The following is a 17,764-nucleotide window of genomic DNA, read 5'->3' on the forward strand; positions in this document are numbered from 1 at the left end:
ATGGGGTATGGATAATTTTCTATTAGATGCCGAGAGGCATGAAATGTTTTTGTTCAGAGGGGGTGTTGCGTATTTTACGGGGAGGAGCATGGATGGATAAACTTTACGTGATGTATGGGGATCAAGCCGAAGAAATGGCCGTTAAAATTATGTCTGCTCTAGATGTTCAGCAGGATATTGCCCAGCTTGGCAGGCAGAATCCCCTGATCGGTATCAAACCTAATCTGGTGGTTTCTCAACCGGCACACTGGGGTGCTACTACCTCGCCGGAGTTAGTACGGGGTGTAATAAAGTACTTACATGAATATGGCTACAAAAATATAATTATTTTGGAAAGTGCATGGGTGGGAGATAATACTGAGGACGCTTTTCGGGTTTGCGGCTACAAGGATATCAGCGAGGATTTTGGGGTGGAACTGATCGACCTGAAAAAAGATAAAGCCCAAGAACTTGACGTAGAGGGTATGAAAATAAATGTATGCGGTAAGGCTTTAGGAGTAGACTACCTTATTAATATGCCGGTGCTTAAAGCACACTGCCAGACAAAAATGACCTGTGCATTGAAAAACCTAAAAGGCTGCATCCCGGATAAAGAAAAGAGACGCTTTCACACCATGGGACTTCACCGACCTATTGCTGCATTGAATAAGGTTATAAAGACAAATTTGGTAGTGGTAGATGGCATTGTGGGCGACCTCACTTATGAAGGGGGTGGTAACCCGGTGCAGATGAACCGGGTAATTGCCGGTACGGACCCGGTGATGGTGGATACATATGCAGCGGAATTGATAGGCTACCAGGTTGATGACATTCCTTATATAGGTATGGCGGAAGAATTAGGTGTAGGTTCTGCGCAATTAGTTAGGGAAGATATTGATGAATTGAATTGCCTTGGTGATGCGCCGGCAGTAGGAGAAATTTTGGCCAGCCAAGAGGCGGACCGATTAGCTTACTGGGTTTTGGAGCAAAAGGCCTGCTCAGCTTGTTACAGCAGCTTAATTCACGCATTGCAGCGTCTTAAAGATAAAGGCAACCTGGAACAGTTAACAGAAAAGGTTTACGTCGGTCAGGGATTTAAGGGGAAGGAAAAGAGTGGTATCGGTGTGGGTACATGTACAGGAAAGTTGACTAAAAATGTGACCGGATGTCCGCCTACTGCTAAAAATATTGTTTCTTTTTTGGAAGCATATTTAATGGCAGGGAACCAAAGTTAGGTAAAAATATTTAAAGGATTTATTATTCTTATCAAGAATATGGGGCTAGTGGGAGGTGAATATCATTAGTTTAGACACGAAAGCAAAGGAATTTGCACAGGCAGTTAAGGAAACAGAAGAGTATTCCAACCTAAATGCGGCTCAAGCTCGAATTAAGCTGGACCCGGTGGCCCAGGAATTGATAAATGAACTGGAAGAAAGCCAGCGGCGCATCCAAGAGGGTCAAGCCCAAGGACAACAGGTGAATAGTGAGGTGCAGAGTTTCCAACTTCTGCAGCAGAAAGCTATGGCCAATGAGACGCTAAAGCGTTTTTTCCAGGCTCAACAGGATTTTAGTAAGGTGATGGAAGAAGCTAACCAGATCATCACCAACGAACTATTTGGTCAAATTAGTTCTTAATTTATTCAATAAAAAAACCGCGTCCCTTTAGTTAGGGCACGCGGTTTTTTTAAACCAAAAAATATAATTTTGGTAGGGCGGGCTATTTCTTTTTGAGGTTGCTGCGGATTGTATTAAGTTCTTCGTCAGAGATTTCTCCCCGAGCATATCTCTCTTCGGCAATTTCTATCGCGCCCATATGACCGGTCTTTTGCTGTACGCCGCCGGATTGGACAGCGGCCCGAACAGCCCAGTAGATGATCAATCCGATTATTAGCAAAGGTACTAACATATAGAAAATGCCTAATAAACCCGCACCGTAGCCCATACCGTAGCCACCCATCATATCAATCACTCCCCTTAGATTTTCTATTATAGTAATTAGTCTATCAACAACTTGTGATAAAAATGTGGAGTTTATTTGATTAAATTATGTAGTTTGCTCAAGTTAACTGCTTGAGTAAAGCATCTATTTGGTATACTATGGAAAAAAAGTTTGGTAGTAACGAGGTAATTATGGACCGAAGTAAGATTAAAAAATTTGCCTATAAGGCGAAAAGAAGAATATTGGCGCATACTGACCGGGGCATAGCTTTGCGATGGTATACCTACTTTACTGTGTGGTATTTCATAAGAACAAACGGTTATCTTCCCGGCAAGGTGGATTTTTTGCCTAGGCAAATTCCTGTGGAGGAATTTATTGCTGATTGTTCCCGACTAGAGGGCCTCTTCCCCAGGTTGTTTACCGGACAGAGGGAAGCACTGGCTTCATTTCCTCAAGCATTGCTGAGCGCACAAGGTTGTTTAATGGATCTGGCAGGGGAGTTAGAGGAAACTGATTGGAATAGTGTGGAAACAATCGGCTGGTTTTACCAGTTTTTTATGGCGGATAGGCAAAAAGAGCTGTTAGGTATCAATAAGGGCCCGGTTAAGAAAGCTGATTTACCCGTAGCCACTCAGCTATTTACTCCTGATTGGCTAGTAAGATATATGGTAGAAAATTCGGTAGGGCGGCTCTGGTTAGCGGGGAACCCCCGCCACCCATTGAGAAGCAAATGGCTTTACTTGATTGAACCGTTACAGGGCAGCCAAGGCTTCTTTTCAGAGGGCAGATTACTGCCGGAAAATATTAGAATACTTGATCCTGCCTGTGGCTGTGGACATATTCTGGTATATGCTTTTGACGTACTTTATGACATTTACCTTGCTGATGGTTATGCTGCTGAAAATATTCCCCGATTAATCCTAAAAAATAATCTATCCGGCATGGACATTGATGAGCATGCCGTATCGCTGGCGAGTTTTGCCCTGTCAATCAAGGCAGCTGAAAAAAAGGCCCGGAATTTGGAGGAAGAATTAAAGCCCGATGTATATGCTTTTCAAGAACCTGGTGGGCTAGGTGATGAAGATATCCGAAAATTTTCGGGTGCCGGCGGGGACGGGCCGCTGCAAAAGGTAAAGGATTTATTGGATGTGTTTAGTAATGCTAAAGGGTACGGGTCTATGCTCGATGTGGCTCAGATGGATATTCCCTTTCTCGTCCGGCGGTTGGCGGTAACGGATCCTGTCGTGGCAAGTAAATTTGCGCCTTTGGTGAAGCAGGCTGAAATATTGGCAAGTCAATACCATGCTGTAATTACCAATCCCCCCTACCTGAACCGTAAAGCGATGGATAAAGACATGAAACAGTTTGTCAGCACAAATTGGTATGATGTCCAGGCAGATCTGTTTGCAGTGTTTATGAAAAAATGTTGTCTGATGACTGTTGCAGGCGGTTATACGGCTATGATGGCACCTTTCGTATGGATGTTCATCAAATCTTATGAAAAACTTCGTCGCTTCTTAATTGATGAACATAACATTAGCAGTTTGGTCCAATTGGAGTATTCGGCATTTGAAGAGGCCACTGTCCCAATTTGTGCTTTCGTTATTCATAATCAACCGGGCCATACCCAAGGGACCTATATCAGATTGGCAGACTTTAAAGGTGCGCCGCTTCAGCAGGTGAAAACTTTAGCAGCGACCAAAAATTCTGCAGTGTCCTATCGTTATACAGCTGACACCAGCAAATTTAAAAAAATCCCCGGCTGCCCCATTGCCTACTGGGTGTCGGACAAAATTGGGGCAGTTTTTAAGACGGCGCCGCCCCTGGAGCAGACAGTGCCCCCCCGACAGGGTTTGGCTACCGGTGATAACGATACTTTTTTGCGTTATTGGTGGGAAGTAAGCCGGGACGAAATTGCCTTTGGCTGTCGTGACAGCCAAGATGCAAGGGACAGTGAAAAAGAATGGTTTCCTTATAATAAAGGCGGCTCATATCGCAAATGGTACGGCAACAATTATCACGTCATTAACTGGCATAATAACGGTCAAGAACTAAAAGAGTCACCCCGATCGGTAATTCGTAATGAGGCCTTTTATTTTCAACCGGGAATTACCTGGTCTTTTGTCAGCTCAGCTAGGTTTGCTGCCCGGGCATCGGATACTGGTTTCCTCTTTGATGTGGGCGGTTCGTCAGTTTTTCCAGGGGTGGAGGATGCATATTATCTCTTGGCATTTTTAAATTCCACGGTTGCGGCTGAATTTCTGCAAATTCTCAATCCAACCCTTAATTTTCAAGTTGGTAACATTGCAAAGCTGCCATTAATAGTGAGCACGAACAAAAGAAAGAAAGAAAGAATCAACCAGCTGGTACGTGATAATATAGCAATAGTTAAAGTGGACTGGGATTCTATGGAGGTGTCTTGGGACTTTCAAGGGCATCCGTTGATAATTGCAGGAGATAAAGAGACCGCCATTGAAGAGAAATACCATGACCGGGTAAAGCATATCATTAACCAGTTAAATCGTCTGAGGCAAAATGAACAGGAGCTTAATGAATTGTTTCTAGATATTTACCGTATACCGGGGCGAATGCGGCATGAAATTGCGAAACAAGAAATTTGCTTGGCTGCGCCGGATAAATTAAAAGAGGTTAAGTCATTATGCTCCTATGCAGTGGGCTGTATTTTAGGACGGTTCGCATTGCCGGCGCGAAATAGCTATAATGCGGCGGATTTTTCCGTGACTGACGGGCAGGTCTCGCTAATGGGTAAGACGAATGGTCTCACTGATATGATGGCAGGGTTCGATGTTTTTCTGTCAGCTGTTTTCGGTAGAAGCACTTTGAATAGGAATCTTGACTTTATTGGCAGGACATTAGGAATTGATGAGGGGGAAAGTTCCAGGCAGCGAATTCGGCGATATTTTGTAAAAGAATTTTACCCTGAGCACTTTTCACTTTATCGAAAGCGTCCGATTTATCATTTATCCCGCGACAGAAATGATGCGGTGCTGACCTACCGGGGAGGAAAAATAAGGAACTAAGCTAAAAAGGCTCTTCATGTTATTATAAATAAATGAGAGACAGAAAATAAATGGAATAAAGAAAAAAATTTCCGAAAGAGGCAGGAAATGGCGTGACAATGGAGAATGATATGGTAATAAAAGGGAACATATGTACGGAAAGTAAATTTTGAACAGGAGGTAATTAGATGCTTAACAAGGTAATTCTCATCGGCAGACTAACTCGGGACCCGGAATTGAGGTATACCCAAAGCGGAGTGGCATTGGCAACGTTTACTTTAGCGGTGGACCGCCCCTTTACCAGCAATAGCGGGGAACGTGAGGCAGATTTTATTCGTGTGGTCACCTGGAGAAAGCTTGCTGAGGTATGTGCAAATAACCTTGGTAAAGGACGATTGGTTGCAGTAGAAGGAAGAATTCAGGTACGTTCTTATCAAGACCAGGAAGGTCAGAATAAGATTATGACTGAGGTTGTAGGTGAAAATGTACGTTTCTTGGATTGGCCTAAAGATGGCCAACAGAACCAGCAAAACCAACAGAACCAGCAGCAAGGCCCGGGGGAGCAGAAGTCCAATGATGAACCCGACTGGGGACAGCAGGTCCCGCCGGATGATGTACCTTTCTAAAACGAATTAATAAATAAGAAAAACCCGCGGGCTTGTTGCAAGCTGCGCGGGTACTTTTTGTTCAGAAGCTGAGCTAATATATAATGCGATTTTTATAGCTTTGTTAAGCTGTTGAGCCTGCGCACTAATCGCCACGGGGCAGGAAAACCGCACGCCGGGTAATGCGGCTCATAGTCACTCTCTGTTTTTTAAGATTCTGCTTTCAAAATATGATACTGCTTGATACATAAGAGTAGCACAAATAGCAATGATGAAAAGACTGACAAACACCAGTGTCAGGTTAAATACCTGGAAGCCGTAAATGATTAGATAGCCAAGGCCTTGTTTCGATACCAGGAATTCACCTACGATAACACCCACCCAGGCTAAACCCACGTTAACCTTCAAAGTTGAAACGATAGTTGGGAAAGAGGCCGGGAGGACGATTTTACTGAATATCTGTTTCTTTACCGCTCCGAAAGAACGGGCTAACCTAATGAGATTACTATCCACTTCCTTAAAGCTGCTGTAAACTACAATGGTGGTAATAATTATGGAGATGGCCACGGCCATGGCCAGAATTCCGCCGTAGCCGCCACCAAATGCTACGATAAATGTCGGCCCTAAAGCCACTTTAGGCATGCCATTGAGTATCACAAGATATGGGTCTAATACTTTGGACAGAAAAGGTGACCACCAGATAATAATGGCGAGAAGGGTGCCGGAAAGGGTACCCAAGATGAAGCCGGCAAAGGTCTCAGTTACTGTGACTATGATATGCTGATGCAGTTGGCCGGTCATTAGCATTTTATAAAACGTTACCCATATCTTTGAGGGCTTACTAAATAAGAGCGGGTCAATCCACCCTTGGCTTGCCCCTACTTCCCAGAACCCAACAAACGCTATAAGAATTGCCAACTGAGTGAGCCGGACCAACAATTGTTCAACCCGATACTTCTTTAAAAATTCCGCATGGGCGGTGGACTTGGCGCCACGGGTTAGTAGGCGCTGAAGTAAGTTGTTATTTCCTTGGAGAGATGAGGAGCTGCATTTATCCGTTCTCTTGTTCATGCTCATTCATCTCCTTCCAAATGGCCTGGAAATATTTTTGGAAATGCGGTACATCTCTTGAAGCGAATGGTAGCGGATCGCGCAGTGGTACTGGAATTTCTATTATATTTTTTATACGGCCCGGACTGCTTGCCATAACAATGATACGGTCAGCCATGGCAATTGCCTCTGCTATATCGTGGGTGACCAGTATTGCCGTCTTTTGTCTGCGGCGTAAGGTGTCTAATACTAGGTCCTCCAAGCGTAACCGAGTAGTATAATCCAAAGCGGAAAATGGCTCATCTAAAAGTAAAATAAAGGGCTTGGCGGCGAGGGTGCGCACCAGCGCTACCCTCTGCCGCATCCCTCCGGATAGTTGATTGGGGTAATGGTCTTTGTAATTTGAGAGTTCCATTTCGTCCAGCATTTCCAGGGCATATCGCTGACTTTCTTTATTTAACTGCCTGCGTATTTCCAAGCCCAGCATAATATTCTGCTCAATGGTGCGCCATTTCAGCAGATAATCCTGCTGCAGCATATAGCCAACCTTACGGGAAGGTGATGTTATTTCCTTACCCAAAATGCTGAGAGAGCCAGTTGTAGGGGGGAATAGTCCCGCCAGTAGTGACAGAATTGTGGTCTTGCCGCAGCCGCTGGGACCTAGAATGGCGACGAATTCTCCTTCTTTTATGGAGAATGAGACATTTTTTAATGCTTCCGTTTCTCCTTCCATGGTGACATAGGTCTTGCAGACTTCTGAGAATTTGATTACCTCTCTCGCTTCCACAACTACACCTCCTACCATCAGATTATGCTTTGGGTAAGGTATAATTGCTTGGTCGGGCGGTTATTTATTCATGGCTTTTCTGGCAAATTCGGTATTAACAACTTTTTCATAGGGTACTTTATTAGTTAATTCTCCGGCATATTCCATTACCGCTTCTAGGTTGTGATATTCTTCCTCATCCAAGATGGGGTCAGTGGCCCAAGTATCCTGCTCTTTGTAACGATTTAATACCATTAACATGGTTTCCCGGTCAGTGTCACTAAAATGAGGCTGAATTGCATCAGCGATTTCTGCGATGGAATGGGAATTCACCCACTGTTGGGCTTCGTAGACGGCATCGGTAAACTTTTGAATGGTTTCTGGTTGGTCGTCGATGATACTTTCCTTGGTGATGTACACAGTGTAAGGAAGCTTACCGCTTTCTTTACCCATAGAGGCAATTACATAACCTTTTCCTGCAATCTCCATAGCCGATGCTACCGGTTCAAACAACTGTACAAAATCCCCGGTGCCGGAAGCAAAAGCGGGGCCTAAGTTTTGGAATTCCACGTTTTGAATGATTTCCACATCTTTGTGGGGCTCCAGCCCGTTTAAGTACTGCACATATTCACTGACCATTTCCGGCATGCCGCCTTTACGTTGACCCAGCAGTACCTTGCCCTTCAGCATATCCCAGGAAAAGTTTTCGATGGGCTGCCGAGACACCAAGAAGGAACCGTCTCTTTGGGTCAACTGAGCGAAGTTAACTGCTAAATCGTTAGCATCTTGATTGGCTACATACATGGTTGCTTCCGAACCCATTAGGATGACATCGGCACTGTCACTTAGCAGCGCAGTCATGGTTTTGTCGCCGCCAAATGCAGCTGCCAGTTCCACGTCTAGCCCATGCTTTTCAAATATGCCTTGAGTCAAGGCGACATACTGGGGTGCGTAGAAAATAGAATGTGTGACTTCAGCAAGGCGTACCTTAGTGCTTTCCTGACCGGTGTCAGCCCCTTGGCCGCAGCCTGCGGACACCAGCAAGGCGGCAATAATGCCAGCTACCAACAAAAACCGAATCAATTTAGACACAGTATCAACCTCCAAAAATTTTAGAAATTTTTCTTGCCCTCATAATATATTCATTGCGAGTCAAAAGGTGAAAAACATGATGTTATGTGTTTTATTTGATAATCATTCGCCGGACTAATATAATGATTAAAAGGAGGAATTAATTTGACAAAGGAAATTGGTCTTATGGAAAAAGCAGAAGAATTTTATGGCCAGCTGCGCGGAAGGCAGTATCGCTTTTCTTTTCTCGTATTTATACCGTTGACAGCGTCACGGAATTAAACTATAATAAAAAACCAATCAACATACTTGGTAATAGGGAGGGTAATTTTATGAAGAAGTTTACAATATTAATAGCGTTGATGTTGGTGCTGGTGCTCGCCGTAGGTTGCGGCCAGGGTGGTCAGGAGCAGTCTGCGCCGGATAAGGAACCCAAGGACGATGGTACCCAGAATGCAGCCACTTTACTGGACAATATCAAGGAACGTGGAACCATTAAAGTGGGTACGGAAGGGACATACCCCCCATTCACTTTTATGGATGAGAGCGGCAACATTACGGGGTACGACGTCGAAGTAATTACGGAAGTAGCCAAGCGCATTGGTGTGGAAGCTGAGTTTGTGCCCACCGAGTGGAAAGCCGTGTTTGCGGGCCTTGATTCTAAAAGGTTTGATCTAATTGCCAACCAGGTTGGCATTAATGAAGACAGGAAGAAAAAGTACGACTTTTCCGAGCCTTACACCGTTTCTGGAGCCCAACTGATTGTACACAAGGATACTGATGATATCAGCAGTGTGGAAGACCTTGCCGGTAAAAAAGTTGGCGCTAGTCAGGGTAGTAATTACGCCGAAATTGCCGAAGAAGCAGGTGGGGAAATGGCCTTTTATCCGGGAGCCAACGAATATCTGGCTGACCTGGCTGCCAAGAGAGTTGACGCCGCACTTAACGACCGTCTGTTTGTAATGGAATACATTATGAATCATCCAAACCAAAACCTCAAAGTTGCCGGTGAGCCTTTTAATCGTTCGGAAATGGCTTTCACTTTTAGAAAAGGTTCAGAAGAATTGGTTGACGCTGTTAATCTGGCGCTGGAGGAAATGCGTGCCGACGGTACTTTAGCAGAAATTTCTCAGAAATGGTTTGGTGAAGATGTCAGTAAGTAGTGAATGGCAATATGTAATAAGCTCCCTGCCTATTTTGGTACAGGGAGCTTATGTCACATTATATTTAAGCCTTGGTTCCATGGTAGGAGCCTTGGTTTTAGGCTTATTGGTCGCCTTAATGCGCATTTCAAAATTCCGGCTGATAAAGGGGGTAGCTAGGTTTTATGTATCATTTTTCCGCGGCACCCCATTATTGGTTCAACTGCTGCTGTTTTATTATGGTTTAACCAGCTACAATATTGTATTAGACCCATTGCCTGCTGCATATTTGGGTTTAATTCTTCACTTTGGAGCATATATTTCGGAAACATTTCGTGCCACTATTCTATCAATCAAGAAAGGTCAGTGGGAAGCAGCTTTCTCACTAGGCATGAACTACCTTCATACCTTTTGGCATGTTATTCTACCCCAGGCGGTAAGGATATCAATTCCTCCTTTATGGAACAGTTTTATTGATATTCTCAAATCATCGTCCTTGGCATCGGTAGTTATGGTAGGAGAAATTACTCGTATCGTCACGGAGCAAAGTGCCGCAAAGTTCATTTTCATGCCTTATTTCATGGCACTCGCACTCTTTTATTGGATAGTGGTGATTGCTATGGGACGAGTGCAGGAGTGGTTGGAACAGAGGTTATCCATACCTTAATATAAGAATTTTTATTGCCGCGTTCGCGGCTTTTTTTATGCTTTTGTTCTGCTTTTGCCCGCTGCAAAAACGCGATTAACTTAAGACCGCCAAAGGCAATGAAATCGCTTTTCTTCTTGTCTGGTTATAGATAAGACAAGTCGGGAAGGTGATTCGCTGGCGGATGTGGAAATGGTGGTAGAGAAAATTTCGAGGAGGAGAGTGTTGTGGCCAGGAAGGTACGGTTTATTCATAGCGCGGACTTACATATGGGCAGCCCTTTACGGAATGTGGGTCAGGTCTTTCCAGGACCCAGAAGCATTCTTCAGGAGGCGGTCTATACAGCTTTTAAAAGAATTGTTGATGCGGTGCTGCGCTGCCGGGTGGATTTCCTGCTGCTTTCCGGGGATATTTATGACCAGGAAACTCGGTCAGTTTTTGCTAACCAGTTTTTAGCGGAGCAGCTAAAGCGTCTGGCTGATGAGGACATACCTGTGTACATTATACATGGTAACCATGACCCACTGGGCAGTAGTCGAGAATTTGTAGACCTTCCGGAAAATGTAAAGGTTTTTGGTTTTGCTGAAGTGGAAACAAGTGAGGTGCTCGGTGAAGGCGGTTTGACTATCGCGAGAATAATGGGCCAGTCTTACCGGACTGCGTCTGAGTCCCGTAAGATGTACCAAGTCTTTAATCCACCGGATAATGATGTGGTAAACATTGGCATGCTGCATACTGGACTCAATCCAGGCAGCAACATGTATGTACCTTGTTCCCTGTCAGATTTGAAAAGCAGGGATAATATCAATTATTGGGCCTTAGGGCATATCCACCGAACTGGGATAATGCACCGGCAGGAACCGTTGGTGGCTTACCCAGGTATCCCCCAAGGAAGGGATGTGGGGGAACCGGGCCTGGGCGGTTGCTTAATGGTGGAAGCCGAACCGGGAAACTTGCTTCAAGTGTCATTTATCCCCACGGCACCGGTAGTTTGGCAAACCATATCCGTACCGATAGATGGCCCGGGAATGGCGCTGCGTAATATAGATGATTTGCTGGAACTGATCTTGTCAAAGGGACATGAAATTTTGGAACAGGGAGTGCAGCCGCCTGATGGTTTGCCTTTAGCAGATGGAGAAACATCTACGGTGGAGGGTTATGTGGTGCGCTGGCTGATTAGTGGACGCGGTGAACTACATCAGACATTATCCGGTGAGGAAGAAGAAGCTGTCGGTGTCCTGGAAAGCAGGCTTAGAGAGCTGCTGGGCAACGGGTCGCCATTCGTTTGGACAGAAAGCGTTAAAATCCATACCGCACCACCGCTGCCTAATTTAGAAGCGCTGATGCGGGAGGATACAATTATTAGATCATTGAGCGAGATAAGCCAGGAGATGGAAAGGGACTCGATTAAGCAAGAAGAGGCAGTACGGGCTATGGGACAAATCTGGTATTGGGAAAAAGACCACGAATACAGCCAAAATGAGGCATTCCCGCTTGATAATGAACGTCTGCAGCAATTATTGAGCCGCGCCCGGGATATGGTGATTGAAAAAATTCTGGAAGGGCGTGGCGGTCAATGAAGATAAACCGCCTATATTTTGAAGATTTTGGTATTTTACGTAATCAAGCCATGGAGGGTATAGCCGGATCGCCAGTGGTAATTGCCGGCCCTAACCGGGCAGGCAAGACAACCATTGCCACGGCCCTGCGTTATCTTGCTTACGGTTTCCCCCGTCAAGGGGCGGGGCTGCCTAGTTTTGTCACACAGCATCGCGTGGAAGCGGATGTGGAGACAGCGGATAGTTTTTCGTATAACATCAGTCTGAAGGGACATGGAAGCCCCGATATAAGGCCGTTGGGGCGCAATAATTCAAGGGATTTGCCACAGTTGTATGGTGAAATCGATGCTTTTACTTACCGTCAGGTTTTTTCTATCAGTTTAGACGAATTAAAGCAGGTGCCGGAGGGTTTGGCTGACCGGGAGTTGGAAAATTTACAGGTGCTGCTGCTGGGCGGCGGCTGGAGTGATATCCTTCGCTTAGAGCAGATACGGGCCGGCCTGGAGAAGGAATATAACGTTATTGGCGGCAAACACGGCAAAATTCATGTCAAGCAATTTGGTCCTTACGGAGGTAAAGTCAGTGAGGGGCAGGATGAACTGCAGGAAGCACGTAAGGAGTTGGAATCGTTCTATCGACAAAAAGACCGCTTGATAGAAATAAACAACAACATGCCATGTTTAGTGAATGACAAGAAGGTGCTTCAGAACAAAGTGGACCGGTTGGAAGTTATTAAAGAACATTTTCAGCATTACCGGCGGATGCAGGAATTAGAAAAAGGACTGTCGCAGCATGAGCATCAACAATTGTTGGAGAACTTTCCTGCAAATGCTGAACAGCGGGCAGCGGAGCTCTATCGAGAATACGAAGAGGCTCAGGCAGCATTGGAAAAGGCTAAAAAAGATTTGACTTTAGCAGCGGGATTTACTAATGACCGGGAAGCTCTACAAATAGCGCTGTTAAACTCGGGAGCGAAACTGGATGAATTTCAGTTAAAGCTTTCCGGATGGCGGGAGAGAATAACAGCTCTTAAACGCGGTCGGGCGGAAAACAGCGGGGAAAAAAAGCAGCTTGAAGAAGCTATCAGCGAGTTAAACGCTAATTGGCAGCTGACGGAACTTGCCCAGCTAGAGGTAGACCGGGTGAATGAAAGTGAGCTGCAAAGTCAAGTGGAAGCGTACCAGGAGAAAGAAGGGGAGGCTGATAGCCTGCGTCGGGAGCTTGGCCAGCTCAAACTGCGGTTAGAACAGGCTCAAAAGATTAAAGGGCTTCAGTCGAGGTCATCGGAAGGCGTCTTAAAGCAGGTGATGCTGCTGACTGCTGCTGATTTAGTGATGACATTGGCGATATCATTGTTAATTACTCCTTCTGTTGCCATGGTTATGGGCTTGGTTGGTGGAATGGCGGTATACATTTATTATCAACAGCGCAGCGGTGCTATAAATCAGCAGCTGAGGGAGATAAAGGATACTAAGAATGAAACTGCGGAGCTAGAAAAACAGTGTGAACTTCTGAATGATAGAATAAGTGCAATAGAGCAGGATATAAACTTAATAGGCGATGCACTGATGGAAATACGGCAGAAATTGGGCTTGCCGGATAGTGTGGCCTATCACTATTTACCGGATTTCTGTTATCGTCTACGGGATTTAAAAAGATCCTATGGGCGTTGGCAGGAAAGGGGTAACAATTTGATTAAAGAAGAAAGAGCCTTGTTTGAAATACTGACAGAAATTGTGTCTACTTTAGATTCCCTGGGATTAGATACCGGCGATAAGGAGTTAATATCCAACGGCAATTATATTCTTGACCTTGCCGACCGGGCCAACTACTATCTACGGTTGGCGCGACAGGTTGAAGAGGCAAAATCTAAAAAGGTTGAACAAGAGCAGCGTCTACACCGGTTGCTGGAGCAGGACCCGCTCGGCGACGCGGATAAAAATGTAGAGGAAAGATTGGAAAACTTTTTAGAGCGTGCTCAGCGTTGCCAAGTGTTACAACAGGAGCAGCTTGATTATAGAAACATCTTAAATACTCTAACTACGATGCTGGGTACTACCCGGGGAAAAAATCTCTTTACAGAAGGTGATACAGATATTATTACCGCTTTCGGGCATTCGTTAAATGAGTTTATTTCTCACCGTCAAGCTGCAGAAGCATACGAAGAAGCTGTAGAAGCGCTTCAACAGGTGGATGCCGAGTATCTGCGGACCACAAAGGAACAGACAAGCTTAGAGAATGAGATACAGCGCCTGGCCTCTGATGAAAAGTTTAGGACGGCAAGGCAAAAGATAGATATGGCTAAGGGTGGCTTAGAACCACTGGCTGAGAAATATGCAGTACTGCGTTTGGCGGAACTGATGACGACGAAATTAAAGGGAAGGCTAATGGAAGATTCTCAGGGGTCTATTTTTCAAGGGGCCGGGGAAATATTCCGCAGGGTCACCGGCGGTGATTACGATACTATTTTACCTCCGGAGGATTTAAAATCTCTCGATTTCCGGGCAGCAATGGCTAGGTCGGGCGAGCATCTGGGTGTAGGCGCTCTTAGCCGGGCAACAAGAGAACAGCTATTCCTAGCAGTACGGTTAAGTCGGATTCAGGAAATAAAGCCACCCCTGCCGGTTATTTTTGATGATTCCTTTGTTAATTTTGACCCTGTGCACTGCAGCAAGGTAGTGCGCATGATTGTTGAGTTGAGTAACACTCATCAAGTGTTTGTACTGACCTGCCACCCGCAGCTGATAGACAAACTGATGGTTGAGGCGGCAGCGCCCCAGTTTTGGGCATTAGAACAAGGTAGACTTTCAGGGCCGTATCATGATTCGGCGGCAATAAAATCGGCGCTGCAGTAATTGGTGCGCGTAGCATAGATTTGACTTTTTAAGGAGCATTCCTGTAATCAAAAAAAATGATCTTTGAAAAAAGAAGTACCTCCTGCTAATATACTAGGTGTCACCGGTCGATGACCCTTAATTCGCAAAGGAGGTACTCCAAAATGAAGTATAACCAAAATTTCAAGATTTCGCAAGTGACCGAAAACACCTTAGTGATTGGAGTGGACATTGCAAAGAGCAAGCACTATGCCAGAGCATTTGATTGGCGAGGGATAGAACTGAGCAAAGTCATTAGTTTTCGAGCAGACAGAAGAGGGTTTAGGCAGTTTAGAGAGTGGGCAGAAAAGATTGCCAGGGATGAGGGCAAAAACAAAATTATCGTGGGTATGGAACCCACAGGACATTACTGGTTCACCTTTGCAGCCGATGCAGATAGCAATCAGATGATGGTAGTGCAAGTAAACCCGTATCACGTTAAGCAGTCAAAAGAAATGGATGATAACACGCCCAGTAAAAACGACCGGAAAGACCCAAGAACCATAGCGATGCTGGTGAAAGATGGGAGATATCTGATACCATACTTTCCCAAAGGTCATTATGCAGAAATGAGAAAAGCCTATGAAATTAGGGAAAACCAATTGCAAAAGAAGTGGGCCATAAAGAACCGCGTACAAAGATGGCTTGACATTTACTTTCCCGAGTTTACCCAAGTATTTAAGAGTTGGGAAGGCAAGGCTGCATTGATGACACTAGAGAAATTCCCCACACCAACAGAGATAGTAGAACTTGGCGCAGAAAAGATACTAGCGGCCTGGAGAGAGAAAGTGAAACGCGCAGTAGGTATTAAAAAAGCAGAAGCACTTGTAAAGATGGCAGAAGAAACAGTAGGAATACAAGCTGGGCTAGAGATGGCAAAATACGAACTTGAGTGCATGCTTCAGGAATATCAGGCAATACGCAACATGTTGGAGATGACAGAACAGAAATTAGAGACATTAGCGTCCCTGATCCCTGGAATGGATAAAGTTTTGCAGATAAAAGGTGTAGGGGTCATAACCGCAGCCGGTTTCATTGCGGAGGCTGGTGATTTATCCCGTTTTAACCACCCAAAGCAAATCATAAAGCTTGCAGGACTTAACGTACGAGAAAACAGCTCCGGCAAGCATAAAGGCCAAAGTACAATTAGTAAGCGAGGCAGGAAGCGATTAAGGTCATTACTCTTCAGGGCAATACTGCCATTGGTCGCAAAGAATAAAGAGTTCAAAGAGATTCATAAGTACTACACAACAAGGCCCGTAAATCCACTGAGAAAGAAACAATCACTCATAGTATTATGCGGGAAATTGATTAGAGTAATCTATGCTTTGCTGACCCAAGGCGTAGAATACAGTCCCGAAAAACTACTTTCGGACATTAAAAGACCAAAAGTAATGACACAAGCAGCATAAAAGACTGCACCGCCAAGGAGAGTGTACCGCAGCCAAGAAAGCTTATCAAGGGCAAGGACTACGTCTCCGCTACGCGGACCCTTGACAACCTTTCATGGCAGCTGGTTAGGGTAGTTAAGCGGTGCGATGGATAAGTATAAACTATTCGTTTTCAATCTTATGATTAGGAAAGACATTGATAAAAGTGAGCCGGATAAGTCAGCAGAAATAATATCCATAGGGCATAGACCCAGCAAAGGAGCATGGCTGACGTCCACCTCATGGGCAGGCTGAACGAAGGAATTTAGGCTACGAGCCAGCGAGACATGGGAGGGTGCGCCCCCGTGAGAAACGTGGATTCCGATGGCCAAAATATGGAAAACAAGGACGTAGTGTAATAAGTGGCAACCCTTATATTCCATATATTTGAATATCTGTAATTTAGAGGCCTGCTTTGCGGAACAAGCTCATTTTTGAAAGAATGAATTTCTAAGAATGAGGGAGAAAAACGAAGAAATTTAAAGATTATAGAGGGAGGGATGGTTATCAAACTGACTGACGGCTTACAACTTATTTTTGGAGAGAATACCGGCGGTTTTCCGTATTCTAACTCATTGCTGATTACCGGAGAAACCCGGGCATTGGTAGATGCCGGTGCCGGGGTAAATATACTAAAGGATATAGCGGAGCAGGGAATTGAAACATTAATATTATCTCATTTTCATCCGGATCATGGCCGTGATGCTTATTTATTTAAGGATTCACAGCGCTGGGTACATATTGGCGATGCGCCGGCGGTTGCTGATAGGCGCAGGTATAAGGAATTTAGGAATTATCAATTGCCGGGCAACGAAGGTTTGATGGCAATTGAAGAGGCATCACCGTTGGGCAAATATCCACATTCGCCCGTAGCTAGGGCATTCACCGATGGTGAGGAGCTTGATTTTGGAAAAGGCGCTAGAGTAACAGTAGTGCATACCCCTGGCCATACTGCCGGACACTGCTGTTTCTATGAAGTTGACAGAGAGATACTCTACGCAGCAGATGTTGATGCCGGTCCTTTTGGACCGTGGTACGGCGATGAGGTTAGTGATATTGATGATTTTATCCATTCGGTGGATAAGATTATAGAATTAAGGCCCAAATTGCTGGTGCCCGGTCATGGCAAACCGGTAACAGAAAACATTATGGAGAAACTGACAAAGTATATCCGGGTTATTGACCGCCGTGAGGATGATATTATCCAGTTTCTTGCAGAAAAACCATCTAGTCTGGATGACCTGGTAGGACAGGGACTGATTTACCGGCGTATGCCTGCGCCCGGGGAAATTTTTCGGCTTTTTGAAAAGGGAATGCTGCAGAAGCACCTTCAGCGCTTACTCCGATTCAAAGAGGTAACTGTAGATGGGGATTTGTATTATACCTGCTGATAACAATTCAAAGTCTTAATGAGCTTCGGGTTCAAGCCTGGGGCTTATTTTTATTACGGTGGTAACCGGGGAAATCTATAGCTCGTTAAAGTTTATTTTGGTGTGGATCTGCACCGGTTATTGCTGAAACACACCGCTTATTTCCCGGCAGAGTTTCTTCCCCGCTAATATCGCCCCATTCAAACTAACTTATACAGAACGGTGGCGCTATTTCCGGTTGGCAGCGAAATTGCATTTAAAGAAATGCACAATAAGAAACACAGTAGGGCAGAGCACGACTAATAAGGTGGTAC

Annotated in this window: 14 protein-coding genes; 10 read left to right on the forward strand and 4 right to left on the reverse strand. The window is 45.1% G+C overall.

The features are described from left to right. The first annotated feature begins 92 nt into the window (after positions 1-92). Positions 93-1,214 (forward strand): DUF362 domain-containing protein, encoded by a 1,122-nt coding sequence (locus MFMK1_RS07225; RefSeq protein WP_366924448.1) that lies wholly within the window; start codon positions 93-95, stop codon positions 1,212-1,214. Positions 1,215-1,269: 55 nt separating this feature from the next. Next, a complete protein-coding gene (locus tag MFMK1_RS07230) occupies positions 1,270-1,614 on the forward strand; it encodes a YlbF/YmcA family competence regulator (protein ID WP_366924449.1) in 345 nt (114 codons plus the stop codon). A gap of 82 nt (positions 1,615-1,696) precedes the next feature. Here the strand turns inward: MFMK1_RS07230 and MFMK1_RS07235 are convergent, their stop codons facing one another. Beyond that, entirely contained in the window at positions 1,697-1,939 is a 243-nt protein-coding gene (locus MFMK1_RS07235) for an SHOCT domain-containing protein (RefSeq protein WP_366924450.1), read from the reverse strand. A 170-nt stretch (positions 1,940-2,109) separates the two neighbouring features. Here MFMK1_RS07235 and pglX point away from each other — a divergent pair, with 170 nt between their 5' ends. Both pglX and MFMK1_RS07245 read left to right on the forward strand, forming a co-directional pair. Next, on the forward strand, positions 2,110-4,959 hold the full coding sequence (gene pglX / locus MFMK1_RS07240; protein ID WP_366924451.1) for a BREX-1 system adenine-specific DNA-methyltransferase PglX: 2,850 nt from the start codon (positions 2,110-2,112) through the stop codon (positions 4,957-4,959). Positions 4,960-5,126: 167 nt separating this feature from the next. Continuing rightward, the gene (locus MFMK1_RS07245; protein WP_366924452.1) at positions 5,127-5,564 is read left to right on the forward strand and encodes a single-stranded DNA-binding protein; all 438 of its coding nucleotides are present in this window, start codon (positions 5,127-5,129) and stop codon (positions 5,562-5,564) included. A 174-nt stretch (positions 5,565-5,738) separates the two neighbouring features. On the opposite strand, the gene MFMK1_RS07250 is transcribed toward MFMK1_RS07245, so the two are convergent. The 3 genes from MFMK1_RS07250 to MFMK1_RS07260 form a co-directional block, all read right to left on the reverse strand. Then, positions 5,739-6,614 (reverse strand): ABC transporter permease, encoded by an 876-nt coding sequence (locus tag MFMK1_RS07250; RefSeq protein ID WP_366924453.1) that lies wholly within the window; start codon positions 6,612-6,614, stop codon positions 5,739-5,741. Next, complete coding sequence (locus MFMK1_RS07255; protein ID WP_428846302.1) at positions 6,595-7,326, reverse strand: ABC transporter ATP-binding protein; 732 nt, start codon at positions 7,324-7,326, stop codon at positions 6,595-6,597. The genes MFMK1_RS07250 and MFMK1_RS07255 overlap by 20 nt, the downstream gene beginning before the upstream one ends. A 114-nt stretch (positions 7,327-7,440) precedes the next feature. Then, positions 7,441-8,451: an ABC transporter substrate-binding protein gene (locus tag MFMK1_RS07260; RefSeq protein ID WP_366924455.1), complete on the reverse strand. Its 1,011-nt coding sequence runs from the start codon at positions 8,449-8,451 to the stop codon at positions 7,441-7,443. 311 nt (positions 8,452-8,762) lie between these two features. Here MFMK1_RS07260 and MFMK1_RS07265 point away from each other — a divergent pair, with 311 nt between their 5' ends. From MFMK1_RS07265 to MFMK1_RS07290, 6 genes are all read left to right on the forward strand, one after another. After that, positions 8,763-9,593 (forward strand): transporter substrate-binding domain-containing protein, encoded by an 831-nt coding sequence (locus MFMK1_RS07265; RefSeq protein ID WP_366924456.1) that lies wholly within the window; start codon positions 8,763-8,765, stop codon positions 9,591-9,593. Continuing rightward, on the forward strand, positions 9,580-10,239 hold the full coding sequence (locus tag MFMK1_RS07270) for an amino acid ABC transporter permease (protein ID WP_366924457.1): 660 nt from the start codon (positions 9,580-9,582) through the stop codon (positions 10,237-10,239). Before MFMK1_RS07265 ends, MFMK1_RS07270 begins: the two co-directional genes overlap by 14 nt. Before the next feature lie 206 nt (positions 10,240-10,445). Further along, on the forward strand, positions 10,446-11,798 hold the full coding sequence (locus MFMK1_RS07275) for a metallophosphoesterase family protein (protein WP_366924458.1): 1,353 nt from the start codon (positions 10,446-10,448) through the stop codon (positions 11,796-11,798). Next, positions 11,795-14,632, forward strand: coding sequence for an AAA family ATPase (locus MFMK1_RS07280; protein WP_366924459.1), 2,838 nt, complete (start codon positions 11,795-11,797; stop codon positions 14,630-14,632). Before MFMK1_RS07275 ends, MFMK1_RS07280 begins: the two co-directional genes overlap by 4 nt. 143 nt (positions 14,633-14,775) lie before the next feature. Then, positions 14,776-16,062, forward strand: coding sequence for an IS110 family RNA-guided transposase (locus MFMK1_RS07285; protein ID WP_366921713.1), 1,287 nt, complete (start codon positions 14,776-14,778; stop codon positions 16,060-16,062). A gap of 518 nt (positions 16,063-16,580) precedes the next feature. Continuing rightward, positions 16,581-17,471 carry an MBL fold metallo-hydrolase gene (locus MFMK1_RS07290; protein ID WP_366924460.1) on the forward strand — a complete coding sequence of 297 codons (891 nt, stop codon included), beginning with the start codon at positions 16,581-16,583 and terminating at the stop codon, positions 17,469-17,471. The last annotated feature ends 293 nt before the right edge of the window (positions 17,472-17,764 follow it).

It is taken from the genome of Metallumcola ferriviriculae (assembly GCF_035573695.1).
In the GTDB taxonomy this organism is placed as follows: domain Bacteria; phylum Bacillota; class JADQBR01; order JADQBR01; family JADQBR01; genus Metallumcola; species Metallumcola ferriviriculae.